This window comes from Streptococcus sp. 21.1 (genome assembly GCF_016648635.1).
Lineage (GTDB): Bacteria > Bacillota > Bacilli > Lactobacillales > Streptococcaceae > Streptococcus.
This window is the reverse complement of sequence record NZ_JACLQL010000001.1, coordinates 260,316-272,772: the sequence shown is the minus strand read 5'-3', so window position 1 is coordinate 272,772 and position 12,457 is coordinate 260,316. Positions and strand designations below refer to the sequence as shown.

At 42.5% G+C, this 12,457-nt stretch carries 11 protein-coding genes; 10 read left to right on the top strand and 1 reads right to left on the bottom strand.

From position 1 onward, the window contains the following. The 7 genes from ldcB to H7U01_RS01335 form a co-directional block, all read left to right on the top strand. A partial coding sequence (gene ldcB / locus H7U01_RS09960) for an LD-carboxypeptidase LdcB/DacB (RefSeq protein WP_260318060.1) occupies positions 1-1,812 on the top strand: 1,812 nt, incomplete at its 5' end. Positions 1,813-1,943: 131 nt separating this feature from the next. Next, the gene (locus H7U01_RS01360) at positions 1,944-2,726 is read left to right on the top strand and encodes a carbon-nitrogen family hydrolase (protein WP_175057090.1); all 783 of its coding nucleotides are present in this window, start codon (positions 1,944-1,946) and stop codon (positions 2,724-2,726) included. Positions 2,727-2,735: 9 nt separating this feature from the next. Next, complete coding sequence (locus tag H7U01_RS01355) at positions 2,736-3,917, top strand: pyridoxal phosphate-dependent aminotransferase (RefSeq protein ID WP_175057091.1); 1,182 nt, start codon at positions 2,736-2,738, stop codon at positions 3,915-3,917. Between the two features lie 127 nt (positions 3,918-4,044). Next, positions 4,045-5,067, top strand: coding sequence for an N-acetyl-gamma-glutamyl-phosphate reductase (gene argC / locus H7U01_RS01350; protein ID WP_201040981.1), 1,023 nt, complete (start codon positions 4,045-4,047; stop codon positions 5,065-5,067). A 28-nt stretch (positions 5,068-5,095) separates the two neighbouring features. Then, positions 5,096-6,289 carry a bifunctional glutamate N-acetyltransferase/amino-acid acetyltransferase ArgJ gene (gene argJ / locus H7U01_RS01345; protein ID WP_201040979.1) on the top strand — a complete coding sequence of 398 codons (1,194 nt, stop codon included), beginning with the start codon at positions 5,096-5,098 and terminating at the stop codon, positions 6,287-6,289. A gap of 26 nt (positions 6,290-6,315) precedes the next feature. Beyond that, positions 6,316-7,053 (top strand): acetylglutamate kinase, encoded by a 738-nt coding sequence (gene argB, locus H7U01_RS01340; protein ID WP_201040977.1) that lies wholly within the window; start codon positions 6,316-6,318, stop codon positions 7,051-7,053. 3 nt (positions 7,054-7,056) lie between these two features. Then, on the top strand, positions 7,057-8,187 hold the full coding sequence (locus H7U01_RS01335) for an acetylornithine transaminase (protein ID WP_201040975.1): 1,131 nt from the start codon (positions 7,057-7,059) through the stop codon (positions 8,185-8,187). 40 nt (positions 8,188-8,227) lie between these two features. Here the strand turns inward: H7U01_RS01335 and H7U01_RS01330 are convergent, their stop codons facing one another. After that, positions 8,228-9,106 (bottom strand): polysaccharide deacetylase family protein, encoded by an 879-nt coding sequence (locus H7U01_RS01330; RefSeq protein ID WP_201040973.1) that lies wholly within the window; start codon positions 9,104-9,106, stop codon positions 8,228-8,230. A gap of 172 nt (positions 9,107-9,278) precedes the next feature. Between H7U01_RS01330 and H7U01_RS01325 the strand changes: the two genes are divergently transcribed. The 3 genes from H7U01_RS01325 to rarD all read left to right on the top strand — a co-directional run bounded on the left by H7U01_RS01325 (position 9,279) and on the right by rarD (position 12,383). After that, positions 9,279-10,565 (top strand): homoserine dehydrogenase, encoded by a 1,287-nt coding sequence (locus H7U01_RS01325; RefSeq protein ID WP_002890168.1) that lies wholly within the window; start codon positions 9,279-9,281, stop codon positions 10,563-10,565. Positions 10,566-10,648: 83 nt separating this feature from the next. Beyond that, on the top strand, positions 10,649-11,509 hold the full coding sequence (gene thrB / locus H7U01_RS01320; protein ID WP_195414160.1) for a homoserine kinase: 861 nt from the start codon (positions 10,649-10,651) through the stop codon (positions 11,507-11,509). Next, on the top strand, positions 11,502-12,383 hold the full coding sequence (gene rarD, locus H7U01_RS01315) for an EamA family transporter RarD (RefSeq protein WP_195414159.1): 882 nt from the start codon (positions 11,502-11,504) through the stop codon (positions 12,381-12,383). Before thrB ends, rarD begins: the two co-directional genes overlap by 8 nt. Positions 12,384-12,457: the final 74 nt, after the last annotated feature.

Sequence of the window (12,457 nt, the reverse complement as noted above, 5' to 3'; positions counted from 1 at the left end):
ACTAATGTTTCAGGTGGTGGCAAAGAAGTTAAAGAAGTCCGTGTTCCAATCTGGTCAGATAAGAATGGTCAAGATGATCTTACTTGGTATCATGCCGATAAACAATCAGATGGAAGCTACAAGGTTCATGTAGATAAAGCAAGCCATAAGGGTGATGCTGGTACCTATTCTGTGCATCTTTACTATATGTTAGATGGTAAACGAACTTATATTACCGAAACTACAGCCACAGTGCCTCAATCTAATGAATCCCATGTAACAGGGAAATTGACCAATAACGGTTCTTACTACAGTGTTCGTGGTAAATACGATGATATTATCATTGTCAATAAGAAGCATGGTCTTTCTAAGGACTACAATCCAGGTGAAAATCCTACAGCTAAGGCAGCCTTTGTTCGCCTTCGTGATGATATGATTAACCAAGGTTTGAATGTCGGACGTTCATACAGTGGTTTCCGTTCTTATGACTATCAAAAGACTCTTTACGACAATTATGTTAGCCGTGATGGTCAGGCAGCTGCAGATCGTTACTCAGCTCGTCCTGGATATAGCGAGCACCAAACTGGTTTGGTCTTTGATTTGACTGATAAATCTGGTAACTTGCTTGAAGATTCACGAGCTAGTCAATGGCTTAAAGACAATGCACATAACTATGGCTTTATTGTGCGTTTCCAAACAGGTAAAGAAGCTTCAACCGGCTACATGCCAGAAGCATGGCATATCCGCTATGTGGGTAAAGAAGCTAAAGACATCCACGATTCAGGATTGAGTTTGGAAGAGTACTTTGGTATCGAAGGTGGCGATTATGCTACTAGCAGCAAACCTGCTGAAAGCAAACCAGCCACTACAGGTGCCATCAACCTTCCAGCGACAGGAACTTATACCTTCACAGGTCGTGCGTCAATCAAGGCAGAAGCTAAGGTTTCAAGCCCAGAGTTGGCCTACTATGACAAGGGCATGAGTGTTAACTATGACAAAGTTTTGACAGCCGATGGTCATCAATGGCTTTCATACATGACAGCAAGCGGTGCCCGTCGTTACGTTGATATTGCAACAGTTAAAGCTGCAGAAGTTAAACCGGTTGCTAAACCAGCGGACCAACCAAGTCTCCCAGAGTCAGGCACTTATACCTTCACAAGTCGTGCGTCAATCAAGGCAGAAGCTAAAGTTTCAAGCCCAGAATTGGCCTACTATGATAAGGGTATGAGCGTTAACTACGATAAGGTTCTCACAGCCGATGGCCGTCAATGGCTTTCATACATGACAACAAGTGGTGCTCGTCGTTACGTTGACATTGCAGCAGCCAAGGCAGAGTCTAAGCCAGCAAGTCAACCAGAAGTTAAACCGGTTGCTAAACCAGCGGACCAACCAAGTCTGCCAGAATCAGGCACTTATACCTTCACAGGTCGTGCGTCAATTAAGGCAGAAGCTAAGGTTTCAAGCCCAGAGTTGGCCTACTATGATAAGGGTATGAGCGTTAACTACGACAAGGTTTTGACAGCCGATGGTCGTCAATGGCTTTCATACGTGACAACAAGTGGTGCTCGTCGTTATGTTGATATTGCAGCAGCTAAGCCAGAAGTTAAACCAGTTGCTAAGCCAGCGGATAAACCAAGTCTCCCAGAATCAGGCCGTTATACCTTTACAGGTCGTGCGTCAATCAAGGCAGAAGCCAAGGTTTCAAGCCCAGAGTTGGCTTACTATGATAAAGGTATGAGCGTTAACTACGATAAGGTTTTGACAGCGGATGGTCACACATGGCTTTCATACATGACAGTGAGCGGTGTTCGTCGTTACGTTGATATTGCTTAGTGTAATAATGATTAGGTTGGACATTATGTCCAGCCTTTTTTGATAGCCTTTCTTTATCATGAGATTGAATTTTTCAATTTTTGTGACGTCTTTTGGAGTGCTATAATGGTTAATATAGAATCGAGGTTATTATGAAAATTGCGTTGGTACAGATGGATGTCGTTCACGGATATCCTGTGGAAAATAAAAAACACGTCATAGAGATGCTGGAAAAAGCACTTGTTGCTAATCCCGATGTTATTGTGCTTCCTGAAATGTGGAATACAGGCTATGTTTTAAATGAACTTGATGGGCTTGCGGATAAGGATGGATTGGACTCTCAAGAACTCTTGTCTCATTTTGCTAGGAAACATGCTGTAGCTATTATTGGAGGGTCCGTTGCTATTGAGAAAGATGGTAAATTTTACAACACGACCTATGTCTACAATAAGTCTGGGGACTTAATCAATACCTATAGCAAGGTCCATCTCTTTGGCCTTATGGCAGAGGACCAGTACATGTCTGCTGGGTCGAATGAGTCTGTTTTTGAGCTTGATGGTGTGATAGCTGCCAGTGTCATTTGTTATGATATCCGTTTTCCTGAATGGGTGCGAACACAGATGGCACAAGGGGCCAAGGTGCTTTTTGTGGTAGCGCAGTGGCCGGAACCTCGAGTGCAGCAATGGGAGATTTTGTTAAAGGCGCGTGCGGTTGAAAATCAAGCTTTTGTAGTTGCTGTCAATCGTGTTGGAGCAGGACCGAACGATATCTTTTCAGGACATTCTATGGTTATAGATCCACTTGGAAATGTGGTCTTACAAACCAAGGAGAATGAGGAGGGAGTTTTTACAGCTGATATTAATCTTGAAGAGGTAGATAAGGTTCGAGGTCAGATTCCTGTTTTTGAGGATCGTCGCACGGACTTGTATCATTAAGGAGTGTTTATGTTATTTGAAGAATCTGACTTATTGAAGGCATTGCCAGAACAGTTTTTTGCAGGTTTGGTTGCTAAAGTTAATGCCAAGGTGGCGGAAGGAGCAGATGTTATCAATCTTGGTCAGGGCAATCCTGACCAACCGACCTATGACCATATTGTTGAGGCGCTTTGTACCTCAGCGAAAAATCCTGCTAGCCATAAGTATTCACAGTTTCGAGGCAATCGTCCTTTTAAGGAAGCTGCTGCTAGTTTTTACAAGAAACATTATGGGGTCGATTTGGATGCGGAGCGTGAGATTTGTGTCATGGGTGGGGCTAAAATTGGGCTTGTGGAATTGCCCCTAGCTTTGATGAATCCAGGTGACCTCCTGCTCCTACCTGACCCAGGATATCCTGATTATTTATCAGGAGTGAGTCTAGGACGTGTAGCCTATAAGACCTTTCCTTTGACGGCTGAAAATGATTTCTTACCAGATTTGGATGCCATTCCTGAAGAGACAGCTCGGCGCGCTAAGTTTATCTATATCAATTATCCGAATAATCCTACGGGGGCTGTGGCGACTAAGGCCTTTTATGAAAAGTTGGTTGCCTGGGCTAAGACCTACGAAGTTGGTGTGGTGAGTGATTTAGCTTACGGAGCTTTGGGCTATCGAGGCTATGAGAATCCTAGCTTCTTATCAACACCTGGTGCTAAAGATGTGGGCATTGAGTTCTATACTTTCTCGAAAACCTTCAATATGGCTGGTTGGCGTTTGGCCTTTGCTGCTGGGAATGACCAAATGATTGAAGCCTTAAATCTGATTCAAGACCATCTTTTTGTAGGAATCTTTCCTGCCTTGCAGGAGGCTGGGATTGCAGCCCTCTTAGGTCCTAAATCTGAGGAGGCTGTTGCTCAACTGAATGTGACTTATGATAGCCGTCGAGATGCTTTTGTCCAGGCAGCTGCTAAGATTGGCTGGAAGGCCTTTCCATCCAAAGGTTCTTTCTATGCTTGGATGCCTGTACCAGAGGGTTACACTAGTGAGAGTTTTGCGGATCTTTTGCTTGAGAAAACCCATGTTGCTGTGGCACCAGGTAAAGGATTTGGTCCTGCAGGAGATGCTTATGTTCGTATCGGGCTTTTGGTAGAGCCAGAACGTCTGGTCGAAGCAGTCGATCGTATTGCTAACTTGCAATTATTTAATAACTAGATAACAATCATGAAACAAGTAGTTGAAAAAGACTGCTTGTTTTTTTCATGTTAATTTCAATTCTCCCTTGACAAATGAATAAAAATACAATAAACTAGTTACATATTTATTCAAAAGGAGTGCATAAATGAAAATTTCAATCGTTGGTATCACTGGTTATAGTGGTTTAGAGTTAGTTAAAATTTTGAATAATCATAAAAAAGTGGAACTTGTTTCTATTCACGCAACCAAAGAAGTGGGCCGACGATTGTCTGATGTGTATCCCTATCTGACAGGTGTTTGTGACTTAGAAATTGAAGCTTACAATGCGGAAAAGATTATGCAAAAGGCGGATTTGGTTTTCTTTGCCACACCTTCAGGAGTCGCTAGTTCGCTAGCAGAGGAATTTGTTCTGGCTGATTTTCCTATTATTGATTTGTCTGGCGATCATCGCTTGCCAGCAGATGTTTATCAAGAATGGTATAAAAAATCACCTGCTAAGCAGAGTGTTTTGAATAAATTTACATACGCATTGTCAGAATATGCAGATGTGAAGGATAAGAAATTTATTGCCAATCCTGGATGCTATGCGACAGCGACAGAGTTAGCCTTGATTCCTTTGGTGGCAGTTAGTTTGATTGAGACGGAGAGTGTCATTGTGGATGCTAAGTCTGGTTTAACTGGTGCAGGTAAGGCTTTGAGTGAGTCTAGTCATTTTGTCAATGTTCACGATAATTACGTGACTTATAAACTCAATCATCATCAGCATATTCCTGAGATTGTTCAAACCTTGCAGGTCTTTAATCCGGAAATGCCTGAGATTCAGTTTTCAACGTCTCTTTTACCCGTTAATCGTGGAATCATGGCTACGGTTTATTGTAAGTTGAAGAAGGACGTGACTGTAGTTGATGTGGCTTCAGCGTTCACAAAGGCTTATAGCGATAAACCCTTTGTACGTGTGCAAGACAGTTTGCCAGAACTACACAACGTTATTGGATCGAATTTTACAGATATTGGCTTTGCCTATAATGAGAAAACCAATGTTCTGACAGTTATTTCGGTCATTGATAATTTGATCAAGGGTGCTGCTGGACAGGCAGTGCAAAATCTTAACCTCATGCAGGGGTGGGATGAGACGGAAGGTTTGCTTCTGACACCGTCATACTTGTAGATGTAAGCATAGAGTTAGGAGAAAAAATATGAAAGTCATTGAAGGAACAATTGCCAGTCCGTTGGGATTCTCAGCAGATGGGCTACATGCAGGATTTAAAAAGAGAAAAATGGATTTTGGTTGGATTGTCTCTGAAAAACCAGCCAGTGTCGCAGGAGTTTATACGACCAATAAGGTGATTGCAGCTCCTCTTATTGTGACCAAGACCTCAGTTAAAAAGGCTGGGAAAATGAAGGCCATCGTTGTTAACTCAGGTGTAGCCAATTCTTGTACAGGGACTCAAGGATTGGAGGATGCTTACACCATGCAGGAGTGGACCGCTGAAAAGTTAGGTGTTGAACCAGATTTGGTTGGTGTGGCTTCTACAGGGGTTATCGGTGAGTTGCTACCAATGGATACCTTGAAAAATGGCCTTTCCAAGTTGGTGGTTAATGGGAATGCTGATGATTTTGCTAAGGCAATTTTGACGACAGATACAGCAACTAAGACTATTGCTGTGACGGAGACTTTTGGTCGTGATGTTGTCACTATGGCTGGTGTCGCTAAGGGTTCAGGCATGATTCACCCGAATATGGCAACCATGCTTGGGTTTATTACTTGTGATGCTAATATTTCTAGTGACACCCTTCAATTAGCCTTGAGCCAAAATGTGGAAAAGACCTTTAATCAGATTACAGTTGATGGGGATACATCAACTAATGATATGGTTCTTGTCATGTCCAATGGTTGCACGCTCAATGAAGAGATTCTGCCAGGTACACCAGAATTTGATAAGTTTTCAAAAATGCTTAATTTCGTAATGCAAGAATTGGCTAAGAAAATTGCCAAGGACGGTGAAGGTGCCAATAAACTCATCCAAGTTGATGTGGTTAATGCCCCTAATGCCCTTGATGCTCGTATGATGGCAAAATCTGTTGTCGGTTCAAGCCTGGTCAAAACAGCCATTTTTGGTGAAGATCCTAACTGGGGGCGTATTCTAGCTGCTGTTGGCTATGCCGGTGTGGACGTTCCTGTGGACAATGTTGATATTATGCTTGGCGGTCTGCCAGTCATGCTAGCCTCTAGTCCTGTGAGCTTTGATGATGAGGAAATGAAAGACATCATGCATGAGGATGAAGTGACCATTACGGTAGATCTTCATGCTGGACATGAAAAAGGAACCGCTTGGGGTTGTGATCTTTCTTACGATTACGTTAAGATTAATGCCCTCTATCACACTTAGACTATCTAAGGAAAAGGAGTTAACTGATGACTACTGAATATATTGTAATTAAGATTGGTGGAGTAGCCAGTAAGCAGCTAACTCCCGAGATATTGGCTAAACTGTCAGAATGGCAGCAGGCTGGTCAGAAAATTGTTATCGTCCATGGGGGTGGTTTTGCTATCAACCAACTCATGGAGGAACATGACATCCCAATTCATAAGGTTAATGGTCTTCGTGTGACGAGTCAGTCAGATATGGCCTTGATTAAAGAAGCCTTGGTTGACATAGTTGGGAAAAACTTAGCAGGTGAGCTGACAACTGCAGGTTTGCCAGCCTATCAGCTTGTTGATGAATTGCCAGACCTTGTTCATGCTGATTTTTTGGATCAAGAGACTTATGACTTTGTGGGTGAGGTCAAAAACATCGCCAATCAGACCTTAGTAGCACTCTTTGCTCAAGGTAAGATCCCCTTGATTCCTAGTTTGGGTTACAGTGAGCAGGGAGATTTGCTCAATATCAATGCGGATTACCTTGCTAGAGCTGTGGCAATTAGTATAGGTGCCAAAAAACTTATCCTTATGACAGATGTCAAGGGTGTTTTAGAGAATGATCAGGTTTTGGAGCATCTGAATCTTGTGGACGTTCAGGAAAAAATAGATTCAGGCGTGATAACTGGGGGCATGATTCCTAAAATTCAAAGTGCTGTTCAGACGGTTGAATCTGGTGTTGAGCAGGTCATTATTGGTGATAACCTGACAGATGGTACCATAATCAAGGAGTAAACGATGACAAAATTATTTTCAAATTATAAACGGGCAGCGATTGATTTCGCTTCGGCACAGGGCAATTATTTGACTGATACCACTGGCAAGACCTACTTGGATTTTTCATCAGGTATCGGGGTAACTAACCTGGGCTATCATCCCTCTGTCAATCAAGCTTTGACAGAGCAGGTGGGTAAGATTTTGCACCAGCCTAATCTTTATCACAATCAGTTGCAAGAAGATGTTGCTGGACTTTTAATTGGTGACAAGGACTATCTAGCCTTTTTCTGTAATAGTGGTGCAGAGGCCAATGAGGCAGCTATAAAAATCGCTCGTAAGGCATCGGGTAAACAAGAAATCATTACCTTCCAAAATTCCTTCCATGGTCGAACGTTTGGATCCATGTCTGCCACTGGTCAGGATAAAATCAAACAAGGCTTTGGTGAGGGTGTGCCCCACTTTAGCTATGCTATTTTCAATGACATAGATAGTGTCAAGGCCCTAGCTAGTGACGAAACAGCGGCTATTATGTTGGAGTTGGTTCAAGGGGAATCAGGTGTTCAACCTGCTGATAAGGACTTTGTTAAGGCTTTGGCTGACTTTTGTAAGGAGACGGGTATTTATCTTATTGTAGATGAGGTTCAGACAGGACTTGGTCGTACTGGTAAGCTTTATGCTTATGAGCACTACGATATTGAACCAGATATCTTTACTCTGGCAAAAGGTTTGGCAAATGGGGTGCCAGTTGGTGCCATGCTTGCTAAGTCATCTCTTGGAGAAGCCTTCTCTTACGGAAGTCACGGCTCTACCTTTGGAGGAAATAAACTGGCTATGGCGGCGGCCAAAGCTACGCTTGAAGTTATGTTGGTCCCAGGTTTTCTAGATACTGCCCTTGAAAATGGAAACCAGCTACAAGCAAAATTGCAGGCAGCTTTATCTGATAAAGAGACGGTTACCACTGTACGTGGCTTGGGCTATATGATTGGGATTGAGACTGCTGGCAATTTAGGAGAATTGGTCCAGTCGGCTCGAGATAAGGGGTTAATTGTCTTAACTGCAGGGACAAACGTGATTCGTCTTTTGCCACCAATCACCCTAAGTGATGCTGAAATTGAAAAGGGTGTGGCTATCCTATTAGAAATATTTGACTAGAACATAAAAATCACTTGATTCTTGAATCAAGTGATTTCTTTTACTCATTGTCAGTATCAATCTCGCTGAGAAGTCCTTTAGCTGTTGTTGTTGGCAGAATACGGACACGATTAAGTGAGAGAAGACCATCCTTGGCACTGGCTAGCCCTTCGTTGGTTGTTAGTCCTAACTTGTAAGTTTTCTTAGCTAGGTCAAGTGTCGTTTGATTGTAGCGACCTGATGGGTAGGCAATGGTATTGACCTTGGTATTGAGTTTATTTTCAAGGAAGTCAATAGAATCCGTTAATTCAACCTTTTGTGTCGCCTTATCAGTGGTTGACAAATCGGGGTGGTTAACCGTATGAGACTGGAAGCTCATACCGTGAGCCATCATTTCTTTCATCTGTTTGACGGTAAGATTTCCAGCGTTCCCTTTCTTGACAAAGCCAGTGATCACATTATTGGTTGCTTTAGCCTTGTATTTTTTGAGAATAGGATAGGCAATGGTGTAGAAATCTTCGTTACCATCGTCAAAGGTCAGCCAGACAACCTTCTTAGCAGGTAGAGCGTTTTCAGTGAAGGCCTTATAGGCTTCTTCAGGCGTTAGGAAATAGTAACCTGCCTTTGACAAAGCCTTGATTTGTGCTTCGAAGAGGTCTGGGTCAACGATAAGGTTAGCGTTAGAAGCTTCAGATGGATCCATGACGTGTACCGCATGATACATGAGGATAGGGATTTGGACAGGATCGTCATAGGTTTTCCATTTAGCTGTCGTCTTAGACTGACTGGTCTGAGACTGTTGTTGCTTGCTTTTCGACTGATTTGGTCGGTTAAGCATAAAGACTGCTAGTAAGCCAAGAAGGACAATATTTAGGAAAAGCAGAAGAAGGTTCAGTTTCTTTCTGTTAGCTTGAGTTGTTTTTTTCTTTTGAGAAGTCATTGTATCCCCTTTCAAATAGGTCTAGTTATTATTCTAACAAAAATGGGATGGAAATGCACAGAATTTTCAGTAAAAAGAATACTTGCCTCCTTAAATGGCAACAATATTCTGTCAATTCCGATAGAAATGTGGTACAATTAAAAAAATGTATGTTTTTAAGGAGAAATCGTAAATGTCTATTAAAATTGGATTGCTTGGCTTTGGTACAGTAGCTAGCGGTATTCCTTTCCTCTTGAAGGAAAATGGTGAAAAGGTTCTTGCAGCCTCACGTGACCAACTCGAAATTGCCAAAGTTTTGGTTAAAGATGACGAGGAAAAAAATCGTCTTATTGCTGCCGGAAACGACTACAATTTTGTCACAAATGTTGACGAAATCCTTAATGATGAAGAGATTCAAATCGTTGTTGAATTGATGGGTCGTATCGAGCCAGCTCGTACCTTCATCACAAAAGCACTTGAAGCAGGTAAAAACGTTGTTTCTGCTAACAAAGACTTGATTGCTACTCATGGAAAAGAGTTGATTTCTCTTGCCCAAGATAAGGGAGTGGCTTTCTACTATGAAGCTGCTGTTGCTGGTGGTATTCCAATTTTGCGTACTTTGGCTAACTCTTTGACGTCTGATAAGGTGACACGTATCCTTGGTGTGCTTAACGGAACATCTAACTTCATGATGACTAAGATGGTTGACGAAGGTTGGTCATATGAGGACGCTCTTAAGACTGCTCAAGAACTTGGTTATGCCGAAAGTGATCCAACTAACGACGTTGAAGGTATTGATGCTGCTTATAAAGCTGTTATCCTTAGCCAATTTGGATTTGGTGCCACAATTGATTTCGACGATGTGACTCACAAGGGGATTACAAACATCTCTACTGATGATGTAGCTGTTGCTCAAGAATTAGGTTATGTCATCAAATTGGTTGGTGATGTGCGTGAAGTAGAATCAGGTATCTCAGCAGAAGTGTCCCCAACATTCTTGCCAAAAAATCACCCACTTGCTAGCGTCAACGATGTCATGAATGCAGTCTTTGTTGAATCTATCGGTATTGGCGAATCAATGTACTACGGTCCAGGTGCTGGTCAAAAACCAACAGCAACATCTGTTTTGGCAGACATTATCCGTATTGCTCGTCGTCTTTCAGATGGCAATGTGGGTAAACCATTTAATGAGTTCCGTCGTGACTTGCCATTGGCTAATCCAGCAGATGTTAAGAGCAACTACTATTTTGCCCTTGATACGCCAGACGAAAAAGGTAAAATCCTTCACTTGTCTGAAATCTTCAACTCAGAAGATATTTCATTTGAACAAGTCTTGCAACAAAAAGCAAATGGCACAACAGCTCGTATCGTTGTGATTACACATGCTATGTCTAAGACACAACTCAAAGCTGTTACTGAAAAACTTGAAGCAGCAGAAGACTTCACTGTTGTCAACACATTGAAAGTTTTGTCTAACTAATTGATAAGCCCATACTGGTGCGTATAAGAAAGGTATTCAAGGAGAAAAGTCGCTGATGGCTTTCCTCCTTTTGGTGTATTATTATGAAAATTACTGTTCCAGCAACATCTGCCAATATTGGTCCAGGTTTTGACTCTGTGGGTGTTGCCGTTTCTAAATATTTGACAGTCGAGGTGCTTGAACCAGCGGATGCATGGCATATTGAACATGATTTGGGAGATATTCCTTCAGATGAAAATAACCTCCTCATTTCAACTGCCTTGCAAGTTAAGTCTGATTTGCAACCCCATAAATTGGTGATGGCATCAGATATTCCCTTGGCGCGTGGGCTAGGTTCTTCAAGTTCTGTTATTGTCGCAGGAATCGAGTTAGCCAATCAATTGGCAAACTTGCAGCTCTCAGACGATGATAAACTTGATATTGCAACCAAGATTGAAGGTCATCCGGACAATGTTGCCCCAGCTATTTTTGGGAATCTCGTTGTAGCCTCTTATGTGGATGAACATGTTAATAGCATCGTGACAGACTTTCCAGAGTGTGCCTTTGTAGCCTTCATTCCGAGCTATGAACTTAAGACGTCCGATTCACGTGGGGTACTTCCAAGTGACCTGTCTTACAAAGAAGCTGTAGCTGCATCATCTATTGCCAATGTTGCCATTGCTGCCCTCTTTGCAGGCGATTTGGTTAAGGCGGGACATGCTATTCAAGGGGATATGTTCCACGAACGCTACCGTCAAAAATTGGTTAAAGAATTTGCGACTATTAAGGAATTGTCAGGCCAATACAGTGCTTATGCGACCTATCTTTCAGGCGCTGGCCCAACAGTTATGACCCTGACGCCAAATGATCAGGCTGAAGCTCTTAAAACGGCTATCGATGGTCTTGGTTTAGATGGTGAAACCTTCATCCTGTCTGTGGATAAAGCAGGTGTTGTGGTTGACTAGAAAAAATCAAGGGCTACTCTTTGGTCTAGCCACCTATATTCAATGGGGATTTTTATCCCTTTTTTGGAAGCTTTTAGCAGGTGTTTCGGCTTACAGCACCTTCTCGTGGCGGATTGTTTTTACAGTGGTGACTATGCTGACTTACGCCCTAGTTGCTAAGCAAAATACACGTTTCAAAGGGGAGCTTGTGGAACTTTGGCAGGATAAGAAAGCCTTGCTTCGTATGCTACTTGCTAGTTTTCTCATAGCAGCTAACTGGTTGATTTATATCTATGCTGTGGGTCATGGTCAAGCAACGCAGGCTAGCCTGGGCTATTACATTATGCCTATTGTTTCTATCCTGTTTGCCCTCATTTTTCTTCGTGAATCATTGAGTAGGAGCATGTGGGCAGCAGTAGTATTGGCCTTTATAGGAGTACTGGTTCTTGTTGCCAATACAGGAAAACTTCCCGTTTCATTGGGGTTAGCTCTGAGCTTTGGTTTCTATGGTCTAATCAAAAAGGGGGTTAGGCTCTCCAGTGACGTAGCCATGCTAGTGGAAAGTGGCTTGCTACTACCTTTTGTAGCTATCTATCTCGTTTTCTTTTCTCCAGAATCATTTTCTTCCTATTCGAGCATGGAAATGTTTCTCCTAGCCATATCCGGTGTGGTGACGGCCGTTCCCTTGCTTTGCTTCTCAGAAGCAGTCAAAAGGGCACCGCTTAACCTTATTGGTTTCATCCAGTATCTTAATCCTACGATTCAACTTCTGGTAGCCATCCTCATTTTTGGTGAGACGGTCAGCTTTGGAGAGTTGAAAGGCTTCCTCTTTATCTGGATGGCCATACTAGTCTTTGTAACTGGCCAAATAGTAACATTTCGTAGAAGTTCCTGATAGCTATCGGGAACTTTTTATGATGTTGTCCTAAAAATGAGCCAAGTTTATCTGACAATTTTAGAACTTTAAGA